This window comes from Sphingomonas sp. DBB INV C78, from assembly GCF_042693015.1.
Classification (GTDB): Bacteria; Pseudomonadota; Alphaproteobacteria; order Sphingomonadales; family Sphingomonadaceae; genus Sphingomonas_E.
Map to the genome: position 1 here is coordinate 4920134 of NZ_CP170544.1, position 17436 is coordinate 4937569.

16 protein-coding genes and 1 tRNA gene are annotated in these 17436 nt (G+C 62.6%); 6 read left to right on the plus strand and 11 right to left on the minus strand.

The features are described from left to right. Window positions 1-26 precede the first annotated feature (26 nt). Window positions 27-479: a hypothetical protein gene (locus tag ACFB49_RS23515; protein WP_380874260.1), complete on the minus strand. Its 453-nt coding sequence runs from the start codon at window positions 477-479 to the stop codon at window positions 27-29. Window positions 480-585: 106 nt separating this feature from the next. Between ACFB49_RS23515 and ACFB49_RS23520 the strand changes: the two genes are divergently transcribed. Both ACFB49_RS23520 and ACFB49_RS23525 read left to right on the plus strand, forming a co-directional pair. Then, a complete protein-coding gene (locus ACFB49_RS23520; RefSeq protein ID WP_380874262.1) occupies window positions 586-2016 on the plus strand; it encodes an FAD-binding oxidoreductase in 1431 nt (476 codons plus the stop codon). Window positions 2017-2125: 109 nt separating this feature from the next. Next, window positions 2126-2902, plus strand: coding sequence for a SapC family protein (locus tag ACFB49_RS23525; RefSeq protein ID WP_380874264.1), 777 nt, complete (start codon window positions 2126-2128; stop codon window positions 2900-2902). 224 nt (window positions 2903-3126) lie between these two features. Here the strand turns inward: ACFB49_RS23525 and ACFB49_RS23530 are convergent, their stop codons facing one another. Then, complete coding sequence (locus ACFB49_RS23530) at window positions 3127-4008, minus strand: N-formylglutamate amidohydrolase (protein WP_380874265.1); 882 nt, start codon at window positions 4006-4008, stop codon at window positions 3127-3129. A gap of 139 nt (window positions 4009-4147) precedes the next feature. On the opposite strand from ACFB49_RS23530, the gene cpdR reads away from it, so the two are divergent. Both cpdR and ACFB49_RS23540 read left to right on the plus strand, forming a co-directional pair. Then, on the plus strand, window positions 4148-4522 hold the full coding sequence (cpdR, locus tag ACFB49_RS23535) for a cell cycle two-component system response regulator CpdR (RefSeq protein WP_380874267.1): 375 nt from the start codon (window positions 4148-4150) through the stop codon (window positions 4520-4522). Between the two features lie 74 nt (window positions 4523-4596). Continuing rightward, window positions 4597-4671 (plus strand) — tRNA-Val (locus ACFB49_RS23540). A 79-nt stretch (window positions 4672-4750) separates the two neighbouring features. On the opposite strand, the gene ACFB49_RS23545 is transcribed toward ACFB49_RS23540, so the two are convergent. From ACFB49_RS23545 to ACFB49_RS23565, 5 genes are all read right to left on the minus strand, one after another. Continuing rightward, complete coding sequence (locus ACFB49_RS23545) at window positions 4751-5404, minus strand: site-specific integrase (protein ID WP_380874268.1); 654 nt, start codon at window positions 5402-5404, stop codon at window positions 4751-4753. Window positions 5405-5956: 552 nt separating this feature from the next. Further along, window positions 5957-6514 carry a hypothetical protein gene (locus ACFB49_RS23550; RefSeq protein ID WP_380874270.1) on the minus strand — a complete coding sequence of 186 codons (558 nt, stop codon included), beginning with the start codon at window positions 6512-6514 and terminating at the stop codon, window positions 5957-5959. Window positions 6515-6590: 76 nt separating this feature from the next. Beyond that, a complete protein-coding gene (locus ACFB49_RS23555; RefSeq protein ID WP_380874271.1) occupies window positions 6591-6902 on the minus strand; it encodes a hypothetical protein in 312 nt (103 codons plus the stop codon). Between the two features lie 339 nt (window positions 6903-7241). Then, window positions 7242-9578: a DUF5906 domain-containing protein gene (locus tag ACFB49_RS23560; protein ID WP_380874273.1), complete on the minus strand. Its 2337-nt coding sequence runs from the start codon at window positions 9576-9578 to the stop codon at window positions 7242-7244. Between the two features lie 297 nt (window positions 9579-9875). After that, entirely contained in the window at window positions 9876-10220 is a 345-nt protein-coding gene (locus tag ACFB49_RS23565) for a hypothetical protein (protein WP_380874275.1), read from the minus strand. A 164-nt stretch (window positions 10221-10384) separates the two neighbouring features. On the opposite strand from ACFB49_RS23565, the gene ACFB49_RS23570 reads away from it, so the two are divergent. Together ACFB49_RS23570 and ACFB49_RS23575 are read left to right on the plus strand one after the other, a co-directional pair. Beyond that, a complete protein-coding gene (locus tag ACFB49_RS23570; RefSeq protein WP_380874277.1) occupies window positions 10385-10579 on the plus strand; it encodes a helix-turn-helix domain-containing protein in 195 nt (64 codons plus the stop codon). 487 nt (window positions 10580-11066) lie between these two features. After that, complete coding sequence (locus tag ACFB49_RS23575; protein WP_380874278.1) at window positions 11067-12422, plus strand: hypothetical protein; 1356 nt, start codon at window positions 11067-11069, stop codon at window positions 12420-12422. Between the two features lie 358 nt (window positions 12423-12780). Here the strand turns inward: ACFB49_RS23575 and ACFB49_RS23580 are convergent, their stop codons facing one another. The 4 genes from ACFB49_RS23580 to ACFB49_RS23595 all read right to left on the minus strand — a co-directional run bounded on the left by ACFB49_RS23580 (window position 12781) and on the right by ACFB49_RS23595 (window position 17369). After that, window positions 12781-14433: a hypothetical protein gene (locus ACFB49_RS23580; RefSeq protein WP_380874279.1), complete on the minus strand. Its 1653-nt coding sequence runs from the start codon at window positions 14431-14433 to the stop codon at window positions 12781-12783. Further along, the gene (locus ACFB49_RS23585; protein ID WP_380874281.1) at window positions 14430-15920 is read right to left on the minus strand and encodes a hypothetical protein; all 1491 of its coding nucleotides are present in this window, start codon (window positions 15918-15920) and stop codon (window positions 14430-14432) included. Before ACFB49_RS23585 ends, ACFB49_RS23580 begins: the two co-directional genes overlap by 4 nt. 75 nt (window positions 15921-15995) lie before the next feature. Further along, window positions 15996-16268 (minus strand): hypothetical protein, encoded by a 273-nt coding sequence (locus ACFB49_RS23590; protein ID WP_380874283.1) that lies wholly within the window; start codon window positions 16266-16268, stop codon window positions 15996-15998. Between the two features lie 207 nt (window positions 16269-16475). Continuing rightward, window positions 16476-17369, minus strand: coding sequence for a DUF932 domain-containing protein (locus ACFB49_RS23595; protein ID WP_380874285.1), 894 nt, complete (start codon window positions 17367-17369; stop codon window positions 16476-16478). Between the last annotated feature and the right edge of the window lie 67 nt (window positions 17370-17436).

Here is a 17436-nt window from a genome sequence, read left to right on the forward strand (position 1 = left end):
GTGGGCGATTCGCAGCGGTTTTGCGGCTACTTCTTGGTCGATTTCACGGGCGTAAGGGTGCGGAAACGGCGAATCTGGCATTCGCCACCTGATCGGGCATGAACGGTGTCGCGGCCAGCGCACACCCGCTTGTCGCCGGAAGGGCGGATATAGAAGCCGCTATAATAATCGAGCGCGGGGCATTCGTCCTCGAACTGGGCGCGGACCCGCCCGCCGCCGCGCAGGATGATGTCGACGCTGTCGGCCTTGACGACGGCGGCGCCGGCCACCGCCGACATCGACACGCATTTCGGGCCCTTGCTTTCCTTCCACTCGACGGGGGCCGGCGCATTGGTGCCGCGGGTCGGCACGCGCACGATCACCGTCTGGCGGATAGTGAGCTGCGCCAGGTGCATCGGCTGTACCTGTGGTTCCGAAACGACGATCGCCGCGCTGCCGCCCGTCAGCAGCAGCACGGAAAGCATGCCCGCACCAATCATGAAATCGCCCGCATAATGGCTGACACCGATTCCCCGTGATGCTTGAACAAGAGCTTAATCGCGTGGTCGTTTCCGTCGGGCTGTGACGCAGCTATAGCGGGCAACCATGACCACGTCTCCCCCCGAACCCGTTCTTCTCGAACGTCTTGCGGCGCGGCTCGGGCCACGGGGCTTCACCGCCGATCCCGTCGATATCGAGCCGTGGACCGTCGATTGGCGCGGCCGGGTGCGCGGCCAAGCGGCGGCATTGCTCTCGCCGGCCGATGCGGCCGAAACCGCCGATGTGGTGGCGATGTGCGCGGCTGCCGGCGTCGCCATCGTGCCGCAGGGTGGCAATACGTCGATGGTCGCCGGCGCGATCCCGCCTGCCGATGGATCGGCGCTGATCCTGTCGACCCGGCGGATGCGCGCGATTCGTTCCATTTCCGCCGCGGACGGGGTGGCGGTGGCCGAAGCAGGCGTGGTGCTGGCCGATCTCCACGCGGCGGCGGAAGCAGAGGGCTTGCGCTTTCCTTTGTCGCTGGCGGCCAAGGGATCGGCCACGATCGGCGGACTGATTTCCACCAATGCCGGCGGCACCCAGGTGCTGCGCTTCGGGCCGATGCGCGCGCTGGTGCTGGGGATCGAGGCGGTGCTGCCCGATGGTTCGCGGTTCGACGGGCTGACGGCGCTGCGCAAGGACAATCGAGGCTATGATCTCCGCCAGCTTCTTGCCGGGGCGGAAGGGACGCTGGGCATCATCACCGCCGCCAGCCTGCGGCTCCTGCCCGCGATCGGGCGCAGGGCCGTCGCCTGGGCAGGATTGCCGTCACCCGAAGCGGCGCTCGCCCTGCTGCGGCGGCTGGAGGCGGCGACCGGCGAGGCGATCGAGAGTTTCGAGCTGGTGCCGGACGATGCGCTCCAACTCGTGATCCGGCACATCCCCGGCAGTCGTAATCCGCTGGCGGGGGCGCATCCCTGGCATGTGCTGATCGAAGCGACGGCGCCGGCCGGCGCGCCCGATCCCGCCGACGCGCTCGGCACCGCGTTGGGCGCGGCGATCGAGGCCGGCCTGGCCGGAGACGCGGTGATCGCCGCCAACGAGAAGCAGGCGGACGCGCTCTGGCAGTTGCGCGAAAACATTTCGGAAGCGGAACGGATCGACGGTGTCGCCGCGAAGCATGATGTGTCGGTGCCGGTATCGGCGATGCCCGGCTTTATCCTGTCGGCCCGCAAAGAGGTCGAGGCCCGCTTCCCCGACGTGCGGGTATTGGCTTTCGGCCATCTCGGCGATGGCAATGTCCATTTCAACGTCCGCGCGCCCGCGGGTGTCGCCGGACCGGCCTGGCTTGCGGATACCGCCGCGGCGGTCAGCCGCATGGTTCATGATCTCACCGTCGCCGCCGGCGGTTCGATTTCCGCCGAGCATGGCATCGGCCAGACCAAGCTTGCCGAATATGCCCGGCTCGCCAGCCCCGCCCGGCTCGCGGCGCAGCGGGCGATCAAGGCGGCGCTCGACCCCAAAGGCATCATGAATCCCGGCAAACTGGTGCCCTGAAGGCATCCCCCCGCCTTGCCTCGCGGCCAGTGGCGCCATAGACGGGCAGGCTGACGGGTCCGGGGAATCAGTCCCGGATCGCAATAACAGGTTCGGGAGACTTCATTTCATGGCGAGCGCACCGCCGAGCGGCCTGCCGCTTTTCTACAACCAGCTTCAGCCGCTTTCGAGCAGCGCCCACAGCGATTTCGTCGCGCGGCGCCAGGAAACGGCGCCCTTCCTCGCGAAGGCCCATGCCGTGCCGCTCACGGTCGAGGAGTTCGGGTTGGCCCAGCGCCATTTCCCGATCGTCTTTTCGGCCGGCCCCAACCCGGTGCCGCTGGCGCTGATGGGCCTCAACGAAGGCGTCAACATGTTCGTTGACGACAATGGCAAGCTGACCAGCGACGTCTGCGTCCCGGCCTATGTGCGCCGTTACCCGTTCATGCTCGCGAAGCTGCAGCAGAATAGCGACGAACTTTCGCTCTGTTTCGATCCTACCGCGGATGCGATCGGTCAGGGCGGCGAGGGCGATCCGCTGTTCGTCGACGGTCAGCCGTCGGACGCGACCAAGGCAGTCCTCGGCTTCTGCGAGCAGTTCGAACAGGCCGGTCAGCGCACAGCGGCCTTCGTCAAGGAACTGACCGATCTCAAGCTCTTGATCGACGGCGAAGTCGCGATCCAGCCCGAAGGCGCAGCCCAGCCCTTCATCTATCGCGGCTTCCAGATGATTTCGGAAGAAAAGCTCCGCGAACTGCGCGGCGATCAGGCGCGCAAGCTGATCCAGAACGGCGTGCTCGCGCTCGTTTACGCGCACCTCTTCTCGCTGACGCTGATCCGCGATCTGTTTGCGAAGCAGATGCAGGCCGGCAAGGTTCCGGTGCAGCAGCCGGTGCTGCAGGCCTGATAGAATGGCGGCGGGCGGCGGCTTTGGGGACAGTCGCCGCACCGCCGAAAAACTTGGACAGGCATATTGAAATCGGGGGTGTCGAGGCATATCTTCCGACTAGTGCGCGGGCCGTGTCCCCCTTTCGCGACCGCGCATGAGCGCGTCTTCGGGCGCGCTTCCTCCCTGAACCTTGGCCACCTCGTGCCACAAGCACGAGGTGGTTTTTTATTGCGTGGATGAGGTCATTCCGCCGCGCGGCGCAGCGGCGTCGACAATTCCTCGACCATGGCCGCGACAAGCTCGGCGATCACCGCGCGGATGCGGGGAAGATCCTCACCGGGGTCGCGCAATCCGGGCGCGAGATAAAGGCTGCGGTCGACCTCGATCTGGATCGCATAGACACCGCGGGGCACGTCCGCCTGCCGATCGAGCGTGTGGCCACCGGCATAAGGGCTGTTACGGCCGCAGATGAAGCCCGCGCCTTCGATCACCGCCGTCAGCCGGTCGACCAGGAGCGAGGGCGCCGTCCGGCCATAACGATCGCCGATCACGAACTGCGGCGGTCGCGTGGCGCCATGGGCCGGCAAGGGCGGCATGGAATGGCAATCGATCAGCAAGGCCACGCCGAACCGGCCATGCGCCTCGTCGAGGGCCGCGGCGATCGCGGCATGCCAGGGGTGATGGTGCTGGGCGACGCGCTCCGCAATCTCTTCGTTCGTCAGTCGCCGATTCCATATCTCTCCGACCCCCGCGAGCCGGCGCGGCACGAGGCCGAGGCCGCCGCGCACCTTGGCGCTGCTGATCAGACCGCGACCGCGGGGCAGCGGATCGATCATGCCGGGATCCAGCTCGCGCTCGTCGCGGTTGAGATCGATCCAGGGGCGCGCGCGCGTCGACACGAAGGCGGTGCAGCCGGCCGCGACGGCGTCGCCGATGAGCAGATCGGCATGGCGATCTTCCAGCGCCTCCAGTCGCGCCTGCGGCACCCGCGCCATCTCCAGCATCGCCGGCGGATAGTCCCGCCCGGCATGCGGCACCGAAAGCAGTACGGGGCATGTCGGCCGGGCAGGGCCGTGCCGCACAAAGCCTGGCGTCCGTTCGGACTGGGATGGAACCGCAGACATCGGCTGCCATCTAAGGCACAGGCGCCGCGATCTGCAATTGCGCCATGGCGACTTCTGCCGCGGGGCTGGAAAATTTTAACCAGAAGGGGCATAAGCACGGCCACATGCGGGCGGCAATTCGGCCGCTATGGGGACCGCAATGATTCGCATTCTGCTGGCCGAAGACGACGATTCGATGCGCGAATATCTGGCGCGCGCGCTCGATCGTTCCGGCTATGCCGTGACCGCGGTGGATCGCGGCACCGCTGCTCTGCCCTATCTGGAGAGCGATACCTTCGATCTGCTGCTGACCGATATCGTCATGCCCGAGATGGACGGGATCGAGCTGGCGCAGCGCGCGGCGGTGATCGCGCCGGCCATGCGCGTCATGTTCATTACCGGCTTTGCCGCGGTTGCCCTGAAAGGTGGGGCGACCCCGCCCAACGCCAAGGTTTTGTCCAAGCCCTTCCACCTGCGCGATCTCGTCATGGAGGTCGACCGCATGTTCGAAGTCGGCAGCGCGACGGGCATTTGAGGGCTTTTTCGTAAAAGTTGCGCAGAGCGGCTTGCCAGCCGCGGGACCCTTCGTTAGGGGGAGCGCCTCACGGCGGGCGTGTAGCTCAGTGGTAGAGCACTGTGTTGACATCGCAGGGGTCGCAAGTTCAATCCTTGCCACGCCCACCATCGAAAACCCCGGAGATCCGCGATCTCCGGGGTTTTTGGTATCAGGGGCACACAGTTCCCCGTTGGCACAGTCGTACTGTCACCAGTCCAACGCGGCGGCAGCATCCTGCATGAAGCTGGGACTGTACCGGGCATAGGTCCGCTCCGTGACGCGGGTCGAAGTATGGCCCAAGAACTGGGCAATCTTCTGCATCGGCACATCGGCTTGGGCCATCCACACTCCCGCCGTGTGCCGGAAGACGTGGGGCGAGCAAGGCACGCTCGAGCGCTTGGCCGCTTCTCTGATCGCCTTCTTGATGCTCTTGAGGGGTTTGCCGTCCCATTCGATCACATGAGTGGTGAGCGCGCCTCGGGCAGCCTCCTCAAGCGCGAGGAAGGCCCGGGTGTTCATCGGCACCTCCGTCTCTCGCTTGTTCGTCTGGTGTCGACCTGCTGGGGCGTAGTTGATCGTCCGGTGCTTAAAATCGACCTGTTCCCATTTCAGAGCCAGGATCGACTTCATCCGAGCGCCGGTCGTGATTGCCAGGATGATGAACAGCCTGACATGAGTCGCCTTCACATGGGCTAGGAGTCTTTCCAACTCATCCTTGGTTAGATATCGACTCCGGGGCTTGCTAGCAGGCGGCGTCCAGACGTGCGTGTTGCCACGGCCGTAACGCAGGTTCAGGCAGGCACGCAGATATTCGAGTTCGATCCGGATCGTGCTGTCCGCGCGGTCGAGGCGCTTCCGCAACTTCGTATATTCGCGACACAGGTCGTGATCAATGGTGGTGCCGAGACGCTGACCAAAGAACGGCTCCAGAGCCTTCCAGGCATTTTGCAGCCTGGATAGGTCTGAAAGCTCCTTCGAACGGTCCTCATAGTAGGCCGCCCACAGGTCAGCGACTCGGTCGGACGCGGGCTTGTGAAGGTTTCTCCAAATGTCCCGAGCGCGAGCTTCTGCTACGCCGCAGTCATTCGTCCCAGTCGAGAGGCGAACGCGGCTTCGTCCCGAGCCGTAGGCGAGGGCAAGCTTTCCGCGGTGCAGGACAAGTTTGTATGGGGCTGACATTCGTAACGATGAACCTCAATCGCTGGAGTGCGGATAAGTTTGCCGGGGCGGAAACCGATCAAGTCGCCGCGGCGGACCATTTGGCGGATCTTCTCCGCGCTGCAGCTCCATCGCTGCGCCAAGGTCTGGGGTGTATAAGGTGGTTCGATCATCAATAGCCTTTCTCGTCATGAGGATGAGGCGCGTAGCGGGGAGCGCCGCCGCTCCTCAAGTTCGGCGTGACCGGTAGCTAGGCTACGCGTTCGATTGATCGCGGTTCGAGCGAGCCATCACTTCAGCCGCGATCAACTTTTCGGCTTGGATACGGATAGCTTCCGGAATGGCTCCTCGTTGCAACATGTGAAGAGCACACCAGCGTGGAGATGACATCCGCATGGCACGGCCATCATCATCGGCGACTTCTGGATGCTCCCAGAGCAAGATCTCAAAATCGATGAAGGCGCAGCCGAACAGGCAATCGTCGTCGCCCTTCGCGCGCTGATCCTCGCTGAGCAGCGTGACGAGGTAGACGGCGCGCATCTGCTGAACGGCGCTGCATCCTAGCGCCTCGACGTTCATTTCGAACTCGATGGCGCCGACGAGACGCTCGCCGTCCTCCTCGGAGAGGGCAATGTAGTCCATGACCTCATGAGGTGTTGGTCCCACGTTTAGTGAGGCTTCAATGTCGATGTCCGCTTTCGCTGCCTGTGCGACAATCACGGCGTAGGGGGCGGATGGATTGAACTCGCCCCACAGGCGCAATTCGAGCTCCCGGCGGAGATAATCCGGCAGCTTCTTGAAATTATCAGGCATTGTCAGCCCTTTCCGTTGACGCGCGCCGACCGACCCGCTGAAGCACAGCGGGCGGCCGACTGCAGAATTAGGGGGATTAGGCGGCGCCTAGGAGCTCACTCTGGGCATGAATAAGGCCTGAGAGATCTTCCAGCACCAGACGCCGTTCTTCAGACGCCTGGTCGAGGCCGTGCAATTCCGCCTGCCAGAGCATTTCGAGCTTTTGCTTCACAGCGGTGAAGCTCGGCGCTGGCGTGTCGAGCAGATCGTCCTGGGTCGCCGCGATCGCGCGCTCAAGCGCATCGTGCTCCTCCGGCGGAGACTGCTCCAGGCGCTGGGTCAAGCTCAAATAGTGGGCGTATCGGGTATTCCACGCGCCATCGGGCACGCTATGGGGCTTCGCAGCCATTCGACTCGTCTCCTCAGTAGACGGTTGGTGGTCAGGACCGGCTCGACGTTGGCGCGTCGGGTCGGTCCGTCTTCAGCAGTTAGGAGTCGGAGAGTCCCGCGTCAATCAGAGATGTACATTGAAAGCCGATAAAAGAACATCGTAGCCTAGCTATAAGCCAAAATATTAGAAATTAGGGTTCAGTCCGAGCCGCTGATCTCGACCCTGTCTATTTGTCTATCTACTTGCCCCCTTTTAAGAAGTAATGGAGTATGAACCTCATCCCAACTGAGGCGGTGGTCCATTCTCCGTAGTTTGCACCGATCCACCTAGACAGACAGACAGCTGCCTCTGCGCCCTCTACCGGACGAGTTCCACTGTCCGCGCCGAGATTGACCGCAGGAGCCTCAGCAACCGTTCCTCCTGGAAAACGGGCTCCTCGGCGTCAACGGGCGGCTGCGAGCTTGCGGGCATAACCCCGAAACATGCCGGCAAGTGGAGGTCGGTCAAGCGCCCTTCATCTGCCAGATATTCTTCAATGCGATCCTTGGGCGTCGCCGCCTGCCAGTAATCTGGATGCCGGACAGCCCAAAGGCAGGGGCGATCCCCTGTGCCGATGAAGCGACCGGGAATGCGCATGCCGTTACCAATGCGGTGCTGCCCAAGATCCACGGCGCCAATCTGTCGCAGCGCGTTCTGAATTGCGTTGCGAGAGGCCCTCGGGAGGCGGCGGTTGATCGCGTCGCTGATTTGACCGAGCGTTAAGACATCGACGTGGAACGGCGGTTGACGCTCCTCGAGCATCTCCAGCAGCTCCTGAACGACCGGGGTCCGGCTACGTTCGATGAGCGCGGCCTTTGCTTGGGTCATCGGCGGACGGGCACACGGGTCGAAATCCTCAAGCTCGATCTCGTCGAGATACGCTCGGATCACGCCAAGGTTGGCTCGCCACCACTGGTTTAACTCTACATAATAGCTCGGTTCACGCGGCACAGCCGGGCTGTTGATCATGAAAATGCGGCGGTCTTCCTGATCAATGAGAATGGGCACTTCGAGGTTCGTCAAGAAGACGAATGTCGCCATGTTCGGAACCTCGCGCACGTCCTGGTACAGGCGTCGGACGGGGGACGTCGTGGCCGTGATCAGATCCTTCATCTTGTTATACGCCTTGGGACCGACGCCGAAGTTGATCTCTTCAACGAGCACAAGCAGCTTGCCTTCGATGTACGACTGGTATGGGCTCTCGATCTCCTCCGTCGTGGCCTTGCGGCAGTTCCGAGGACCCATGAGCTGGAACAGGATCTCCATCAGCGTCGACTTGCCAATCCCGTGCTCCCGGCTCCCGAAAATGAGAGCGTGGTTCAGCTTCTGGCCTGGGTTGCGGACGAGATGCGCGATCATCTTCAGAAGGTGATCCCGCTCGGCTGGCTCGGGCACCAGATAGTCCACGAACTCCCGGAACGGAGTGGCATCCCCTTCCTGAGCCTCGACGGCAGAAGGGCAGTAAGTGTTCAGCCAGTGGCGTCCATAGGCCTCGTATATGCCGCGCGGCTGGCACGGGTCGAAGCTCACGTTCTGGATCATCTCAATGTAGCCCCCGTCCGTGAGGAACTTGGCAACGTTTCCCTGCTTCTTCATCGACAGCAGATGATTGAACTCCGTTCGAAATGCCTGCTGACTCAGCCGCTCGCCGCTCGCGAGATGCATGAACTGGTCGGCACCCGACACGTATATCCAATCCCGCGCGAGCCTGATCCAGGCCGTAGGATTTTCGCGACCCGTCCGCCACGCGCTGTCGAGCGTGGCCGCGACCTCACGATCTCCCAGACCGATCGCAAGTGCGACCTGGGCCAGTTCGTCGGCATAGGATGGCCAGTCCTCACCCGCGGCGGCAACATCTTCCGCGAGGCGAACGGCCACTTGGAAGAGGCGATTGTTCCGCCCACCCTCGTTTTCCTTGCCAAGCTCGGACTTCGCCTCGTCAAGGTGCTGCTGCAGCCAGCTCTGGAAGCGCGACCGCGACGCAAAATCGGAGCCCGAGCGGTCAGCAGCTGCGCGCGTTCCGCGCTTGCCCTTTGACGGTGCCCCATGGCCCGTGGCGGCGAGCGCGGTGCGGAGGCGCTCCTCGATCGTCATCGGCAGCGTCGGGATCTGGTCGAGCACCTCCCACAGGTTGGTGTTGGCGGAATACACGATCGACGGGACACCGCAGGCGGAGCAGGCTCCGTTCGGGCCAGCCACATTCTTGGCGCCGCAAGCGGGGCAATCTGGGTGGATCGACGGCGGGAGCACGACCTGGTTGCCGAGCCCGAGAAACTCGCAGATCATCGCGCCATTGGCGCCCCGCAGCTTGAAGTTGGGCTGCCCGGCGAAGCGATAAGCGAGAGCCATGCCCTTCTTGCCCACACGCACCCACGGGGTCGGACCACAGATCTCACGGATCGCGGCTTCGAGCTCCTGGTCCTCGGTGTCGATGTCGATCATGCACAGGCCCGACTGGGGGCCGAGCGGCAGGCCGATGTTGCCCTTCGGAAACGAGGCCAGCCAGTGCTGCATCTCGATCTCGGTCGGCATGCGCGAACCGAACATCGACCACTGGTTGATGATTGGAGCCTTAGCATGCTCCTTCAGCGGAATGACCGGCAGGTTGTGCGCCCAGTAGAGCGGAGCGAAAGTTCCGAATATGTTGATATTCACGAAGTAAGCCTCCTTTGCCTTCGTAGGAGGTCGTCCGTTTAGTCAGAACAAATTGGATGTCACAATAGACCGCACATCATAACCAGGTTATTCGTGCCGCGCGCATCGTAGCCTAGTTTGTCTATGCGAAGTGTGTTGATTGCGGGCTTCGCGGGGTTCACGCGCGCGCACCCCCACGCGCGTTTATAAACTGTCTAATGGGTCGAGGTTGTCCGACTTGGCGGTGGCTGCCCGTAGCGGTGGCCGACTGTGGCGAAAGTCGTCTGTAGCCAGGCGCGTCGCATCGCCGAACTGCGTTCATGCTGCTTCGGGCACCTGATACTCCTCGACCTCGATTAGGTAGAACGTGACCATGCTACCCACAGGCAGCTTGCCGTCGTCGCCGACCTGTGGGCCGCGGTAGTGAAGGTGAATAGCGCAGACTCCCGGCTTCAGCATCGCGTAGCGTGCCGTCTCCTCTGACGCACCCGGTAGCTGTGCATGAGCCAGCCGATCGTGGCTCACTCGCGTGGCGACGATCTTAGTATCGGTGTCGACTAAGGATCGAGCCTCCTCGGCTTCGATGATCTTGATGTGGGCCGTCGCACCCTCCCCGAACATTGCGGGCGAGAAGGTAGTCAGCACATAATCAACCTGGGGCATGGATATCACTCATCTTGGTTCTGCGGCTCAGGAAGAGCGGGTGGCGAAGCGGGTGCCGTGCCATGGTAAAACGCAAAATGCTAGGTATACGCTGTAGAATGTGAGGGCGTCATCGGTCGACGCCTTATGGCGTGCCAGTTGCCCCGCCATCCCATCTTCGACGAGTGTTCGCGCAGCAGGTCCGCGCCCAGCGCAAGCGGCTGGGGCTCAGCCAGGAGGAGCTGGCCGATCGGGCGGAAGTGCATCGGACCTTCATCGGTGCGGTAGAGCGCGCGGAAACCAACGTATCGATCGACAACATCGCCCGCATCAGCGCCGCTCTCGGAGTCAGTGCCGGAGATCTCCTCGTGGAGGAGTAAGAACTCGAGCCCGATATGTAGAGCTCGACGTACCTGGGAATTTGGATTGCTCCGAGACGTGGTCTTCATGGACGATATGCGAGCTGATGCTCGGCGGTACGCAGAAGGGTACCACGACATTTCCTGCATTGGCGAAGATCCAGCTCTGACTATCGACGATTTACCGCGATATAATTGGGCGTTTTTCTGGACACTGAGGCTTCAGTGCTTTGCCTTGTAATGAGCTCAAGTCACGGAAGCGCGACGAGCACGCGGTCCCAGTTCGGCGCGGGAGATCGATTAGCGATCTTTGCGGATTGACGCGGGCTACCCTTTGTTTCAGGAGTCGCATCGACTCGCTGGACTGCGAGTCGGATATGAACCTGGACAGGTTCTGGATGGGGTTGTCGCCGGACGGTGACGGTTCGTGGAATAGCCAACCGCGCGCGCCGTTGACTTGAAGTCGACGCCATCCGGATCCGGTCCTCCTGGTAAGGAAGACTGAGACATGAACCCCAACGAACTTATAATCCGCTTTGACTCCGTCGATCGCCAGACCGAGGGGCCCGTCACGCGCCTCGTCGGCTTCGTACGTGCGCGTAACCTGCTGCCACTTCTCGACGCCGCGGATCTCGAGGCCAATCCACGCACAGCTAAGATCGGCCCCATCACGGCCGACATTATCGAGTCGATCGAGAAGACGCCGGAGCTCTTTCCTTTTAAGACAAAGGGCATTCTAGTTGCCTCGGCCAACTGCCGAGAGCTCGAACGGCGGCGTTACCACATGACGTTCGAAAATCCTGACATTGAGGGCATCCTGGACGGGGGTCACAACACGCTGGCAATCGGTACTCATATCCTCGCCGTCGCGCACGGCGACCCCAAATCAGTCAAGAGGATCAAGGCTTGGCCAGACTTCAGGGCTGCATGGGAGGCCAGTCGGAAAGAGGTAACAGCGCTCAAAGCATCGACCGCCTCGGGCAGCGGCGGACCTCTCGATTTTCTCATTCCAGTTGAAGTTCTGATCCCAACCGACACGGAGGACACGCTCGCGCTCGAAGCCTTCACGAGCTCACTCTTCGAGATCGGTGCGGCGCGTAATAACAACCGCCAACTCGCAGACGAGGCCAAGGCGAATAAGAAGGGCTTCTACGACGAACTGCGCAAGCACGTGCCTGCGAGCATCGCCAAGCGGGTTGAATGGAAATCCAACGACGGCGGCGAGATCAAGGTACGTGATCTGGTCGCCTTTTCGTGGGTGCCCCTCTCTGCGGCGGAACTGCCACCCGGCGTATCACCGCCGCGCCCTGCGGACATCTACAGCGGCAAAGGCAAGTGCTCCTCAGCGTTCGACACCCTGATGGAGAATGCCGATGTCTCGACCAAAATGGCGGACGGCACGCATGAACTGCACAGCACGGTGATCGGTGGCGCGCTCGCGATCGCGGGAGAGCTCCCGGAATTAATCGACACAATCTACGCGGAGTTCCCACTGGCTTACAATCGCACCGGAGGCAGCTTCGGTATGCTACGCGCCGTAACACCGGCCAAGGATCTGCGCACGAAACCGACTACGCCCTTTGGCAAGGTGTCGATGGGATACCGTTATCCTGACGGCTTCATTGTGCCGCTTGTTTACGGGCTCAAGGCCCTTCTCGAGACCGACGCGGCAGGCAAGGTGCAATGGAAGACCGATCCCGGCACCTTCTTGACCGAGCACCTCGACGAGATCGTCCGCAAGTACAAAGTTCTTATCCAGGCATTCGGCGGCGATGCGCAGAAGATCGGTAAAAATGAGGGCAGCTACTCGCTGGCCTATGATGCGTTCGAAACCGAACTGCTCAAGCGGCGCCAGGCGGCATGAGGGGAGAGAACATATGCGCGCAGTGAATAGTGGCATACGCCTTTCGGAACGGGACGCCGCAATCATCAAGACGATGATTGCCCGCGGCGACCGCCAGCATGACATTGCCGCCTGGTTCGGTGTTAACAGCGGACGGATCGGCGAGATCGCAAGCGGAAAGACCTTTGACGGGGTCGCTCTTGCTGCGGGAAACCTTCCGCCGCGGGGGCCCTATCCTAGCGGACGTGAGGCTACGATCGTTCTTGACGCGCTGGCGCAGGCCAAGGGAGCGCTGGCATCAGCTGAAGCGGTTGTGCGTCGATACAGTTGAGAGGCGGCGGGTCGTTCCAAATAGGAGCGACCCGCCAGACCATCTTAATCATTCATCCTCGAAGCCGGTCTTCGTCTTGTCGAATGGCGGCACGACATATGCCGGGGTGTAGCCTGGGCTCGTGATGGCGCAGCTCCTATCATGATCAGTTGGCAGGAGTTCACGGCTGCCACCAAGCGCGACGGCGAGTCGCGGCAGGCGATCGAGTATCTGATCGAACCGGTCGCGGACCCCGGTCGGGAAATCGGTGACGGCAACACGCCAGACGCGCACGGATCCTTCCGACCTGCCTTCGGCCAGCGCATCCCTGAGTGGAAGGGCCGAGCCGCCGCCTGTAACAACGACGCGGATCGCTCCGTCGCCATATTGCTGCAGATAGGTTCTGTCCGCACCGTCGAAGCACCGCGCCTGCGACTCGCACAATTCTCTAACAAAGTTCGCCCAATGCGAGCTCCGGAGAAAATCTTGGCGGCTGACATTGATCAAGAACTGGCCGGGGAGCTCGTGATCAAATTGCTCGTCGTCCGCTGCCGTCGCAGCGAAGAGCCGTTCCTTGAGGTCGGGCGCGTCCAGGGCAAGTCGCCCGCGATGTTCCTCGCCCGCCTGTTCCTCCACCAGAAATTCCACCAGCGCTGCGTCTACGGCATCGCCGGCGACCTCAACGGAAAGCGCGCCATCGCGGATTTGGATTGGGACGAGGTCGCCATCGGCGAGCTTCTTCAGGCAGAGGATGCAGAAGTCCGTAGTGCCCGCTCCCACATCTGCGATCATGTAAACGGTCTGATTGTTGAGTTCCTGATCCATGGCAAAGGCGCCGGCCGCAACGGGCTCGCCAACGCAGCCCGGCTCGGCAAGCAGCCAGTCCGGTGCTGACAAGCTCTTCACAGCGTTGAGGGCGGCACGCATAAGACGTGTGTCTACTCCACCCACCAGCTCGACTCCGAATGTGTCGGCGAGGATGGCGGCGCGGCCGAGCATCGTGCCCAGCGCCTCGCGGACATGGCGGCGCCCCGCGTCATAAGCGAAGGGCATGGCATACCGTCGCGGCGTCCAGGGGCTCATGCCTTGATCCTCGAGCCGCAACGCGCCGAGCTGGGTCAGGAAACCGAGATAAGCTTGGATGCAGTCGCGATAGGTGAAGCGGATGCCGTCATGTTCTAGTGCGACTGCCTCTAGTACGGCGGGCGCTCCCCACAGCTTACTCTTGAAAGACGTCAGCACAGGCAGGCCCGCGTCGCCGGCCAGCTTCGCTCGCTGGCCGAACACCATCCTGCCTTCCGCGTCGAGTGCGATCAGCGAGCGCACCCAGAAAGGGTCGCTGCCGTCCTCTTTGCCGATTTCGAGCGGCTCAAAATAACCGCCGTCAGGCTCCAAGGCGATCTTGGACGCCGCCGTGCCAAAATCAATGCAGATGCGGCCCTGTTTGACGGGATCCGCTAAAAGCAGTGCGGTGTTGAGGGTGATTTCCGGCAAAGGTTCGGGATCGAGCTCAACGGGACGGACCCCGGCTAGGCCTTCACTGCCCGGAAGAGGAGGGGGCGCTTCCGACGTGTCGGTCGGATCGCCGCCCCGGCCCACCATTTCTCGAAACGCTTCATATTCAGATTGACCGATGGGTCCAATCAGACGGTAAAGACCGTTAGGTACAGGAACAATCCGCTCGAACAAAGCTGTAAGAAACGCCCGCGACGCATCGTTCATTTGCGCTTGCTTTCCACTCCAGAAACTTTCGCCGGCACAATTACTTCGGTCGTGCCATTTGGCAACAGGCGTTCAATCCCGGCGCGTTTGATCTGTACCATTTCGGTAACGATCATTTGGCCATCCTCGCGCTGATGCCGGCCCGGCACGGCTTCGACCACTGATCCGACCTCGCCAAACGCCGAAAGAGAACGGCGGCGCGAGAGCGAAAGCACATCGTTGGCGAGTGCACGCGAATAGTTGAGGAACTGCACCAGCGCTCGCGCGATTTCGACTGGCGGCGCCCGCTGTTCGCGCATGCTCACGAGCGCTTCCTTGACATCGCCGTCAGCGAGCGACTGAACATGTAACGCGCGGAGCGCCGATCCGGCCAGAACCATATCGATGTCGCGCAAGCCGGCTTCCTCCGCAGCATCCGTTCGGAAGCGCGGGGCCATTTGGCGACCACCCGCGCGCAGCCAATCCTGCACCTCCGAAGCGAGACCTGGTACTTCGGCGAGTCGGGCGAGTTGAGGCTCGACGCGACGCCGATCGCCCGCGAGTTGGATCAGCACGGCGAGCAGCTCCTGTGAGGCGCTTCCAGTCTGCGCGCGCAGCGTGATGGCCTGGAGTAGTGTTTGCTCCAGCCGACGGCGCGCAGCCGCGGCATCCCTGGGCCAGCTGTCAGTCTTGTGCCAGTACTTGAGCCGCCCGACCGTCTTATAGGCTTCGGTTTCAACTGAGATCAGGAAGCGAGTGCGCAGCAGTGTCGACAGCAGCATCAGCGCTCTAGCCACCACGCCCGCCGCCGCTTCGTCGCTCTCCGCGCCGGTGATTGGGCGGGCATAGCGGAAGATGAGCGACTGCATCATGTCGTTGAAGGCGGCGGACAGATCATCGCCATTATCGCTCAAAGCGCCGCGCGTGGCTTCCTCGATTGCAGGCAGCAGCTTGACGATCCGCTTCGCGCGCGAAAGTTCGGCTTCCTTCGTGCGGGGATCCTCGTGCAGCGAGCCGGGTATCGCGCGGGCGAGGAGCGCGAAGGCATCGGCCAGCGTATCGCTACGCGAGAAGGCTAGATCGGCGAACGCTTTGCGCACGTCGTTTTTCTGCCGGGGCTGCCCGTCCTCATCGACCAACGCGCGCGCCGCATAGCTGGGCACCCAGTCCGCGTCCGAGCGAGCGATGACCAGCGAGATATAAAAGCGGTCATCCGACGTCAGCGCTTCTTGCCCTTCGGGCCCGAATTGCGGTGGAGGTTCGCAAACGGCCGCGCGCGCAGCGGTCGCTACCGCTTCCTGCTTTTGCCGGGTCGTATTATCCGCCCGGCCGATCAGCGCCAGCGCCCTGAGCCGGGTCGCCGGGGCACCGCTTGTGGCGATCGGCACCAGCGCCGCCACTGATTGGCGGAAGGGCTCCAGATTGCCGATGGTGGAAAGCCGGTGGACGGGGATGGTCGCGATGGCCTTTGCATAGCCATCAAGGTCACGCGCCCGCGCACGCTCCAATAGGGTCTCGGCGAAAGTGTCAGTCATGCCTCCCCCTAATCGCTCCTCCGCCGATTACTATCGGCACCTCACCCCTCAGCGTAGCACCGCCCGATAGATCGCGCCCGGCTCCACCAAGCTTGGCGCGGTTATGCCGACGTCGGGGTTGGACATGCGCAGTCGGTAACCTTTTTCCAGCCAGCCGATTAGCTCGGCGGGATCGCTGACACGGACATAATCGCGCTCGAAGCGGGTCCTTGAGACGATATAGGCGTCGTCGCGGTGCAAGTGCGGGTAAAGCAGCTTGCCGGTGTGCTGCCCGCGGCTGACGAAGGCGTGGAGACCGGTAGAATGATTGGGTCGGCTCATTGTCGCGCCTCTGCTCTGCCCTCGCCATTCATCTCTTCATCAGCCATTCAATTCGTGCCACCGCGCGATGACGAGATCGGGTTTTTACCGTGCCGATCGTACCGTCCGCGTCCGCCGTAAGGAGGTGCGACTTCCGATACAGTGGACCACCGGTGATCAGATTGGCGCGGGAAGATGCAAGCCAGGCGACGAGCGATGGACACATGCCTATGATCCCGACTCGTCGCTCATTACAGGAACGCCCCTGGGCCAGCCGTCGAGCTTGTCGAGCAGTTCCGGTATGTCGGACTGCCATGCGCGGCGCTCGGTCACGTCCGGTTGTGTACTGGCGATCCAGGAAAGCGCTTGGGCGAGATCATAAACGGTATCGGCGGGAAAGGCAGCGCCCGGCACCAGTTCGCCGGCGATCATCGCCCTTTTGGACGGCTCGCCACCCTCAAACGGGACCGGCCGCGCGTCGTGTCCGGTCCGGCAGATGTGAAGACAGCGTGCCGCTGCCACCCTCCCCCAGCGGAGGGCAAGCGGGCCGTCCGCCCAGCGCATGAGTTCGTCCAAGCGAAGTTGGCTTTCCCACCATAGCCGAAGCGTTTTAAGATCCTCGTCCGCCGCCCTCAGGCCACGGTGAATGGCGTGACCGATCATGTCGAGGTCCAGCCGGCGGTCGTGCGCTGCCTTGAGGCCCAGTTCGGAATTGCGAACCACCAGACCGTTGGTGCAGATCAGCCGCAGCCAGCTCACCTCAAGGATTAGGCGGCTCGATCCGTCCACCGAATTATAGACGTCGATGCATAGGTCGAGAGCATGACCGTCTGGCGGCACTAGTGTGTAGGTGTCGCCGAGACGGAAACGCAGGTGTGCCCACTCGCCCAGCTCCGAAATCTCCAGGTCGCAGCGCAGCCGCTCATAGTAAAGGTCCAGCGCTTGCAAGCTTTCGATGCACAGCTCGCCGAGGCCGCGGTGTTGCACCAGCGCATAACTCGGCGAAACCGCGCCCACCGGAACGGGACGTTCCGTCGCATCGAGCGGGAGGCGCACGATGGCTCCCAGATACGGGTTCGCGCGCGAGTCTTCGCCCGCTGTGAAAGGCGCGCTGGCAAACACTGGTATGCGCCCGCGGACGTCCGCCCAGCAGCCTGAGTGGCGCTCGACCGGGCGGCCATGCCAACGC

Bases quoted from the DNA above. Each gene is read 5' to 3' on its own strand.
- ACFB49_RS23550 (WP_380874270.1), bottom strand. From the start codon at position 6,514: ATGCCTGATAATTTCAAGAAGCTGCCGGATTATCTCCGCCGGGAGCTC.
- ACFB49_RS23590 (WP_380874283.1), bottom strand. From the start codon at position 16,268: ATGAGCCGACCCAATCATTCTACCGGTCTCCACGCCTTCGTCAGCCGC.
- ACFB49_RS23555 (WP_380874271.1), bottom strand. From the start codon at position 6,902: ATGGCTGCGAAGCCCCATAGCGTGCCCGATGGCGCGTGGAATACCCGA.
- ACFB49_RS23520 (WP_380874262.1), top strand. From the start codon at position 586: ATGACCACGTCTCCCCCCGAACCCGTTCTTCTCGAACGTCTTGCGGCG.
- ACFB49_RS23515 (WP_380874260.1), bottom strand. From the start codon at position 479: ATGATTGGTGCGGGCATGCTTTCCGTGCTGCTGCTGACGGGCGGCAGC.
- ACFB49_RS23580 (WP_380874279.1), bottom strand. From the start codon at position 14,433: ATGAACGATGCGTCGCGGGCGTTTCTTACAGCTTTGTTCGAGCGGATT.
- cpdR (WP_380874267.1), top strand. From the start codon at position 4,148: ATGATTCGCATTCTGCTGGCCGAAGACGACGATTCGATGCGCGAATAT.
- ACFB49_RS23530 (WP_380874265.1), bottom strand. From the start codon at position 4,008: ATGTCTGCGGTTCCATCCCAGTCCGAACGGACGCCAGGCTTTGTGCGG.
- ACFB49_RS23565 (WP_380874275.1), bottom strand. From the start codon at position 10,220: ATGCCCCAGGTTGATTATGTGCTGACTACCTTCTCGCCCGCAATGTTC.
- ACFB49_RS23525 (WP_380874264.1), top strand. From the start codon at position 2,126: ATGGCGAGCGCACCGCCGAGCGGCCTGCCGCTTTTCTACAACCAGCTT.
- ACFB49_RS23575 (WP_380874278.1), top strand. From the start codon at position 11,067: ATGAACCCCAACGAACTTATAATCCGCTTTGACTCCGTCGATCGCCAG.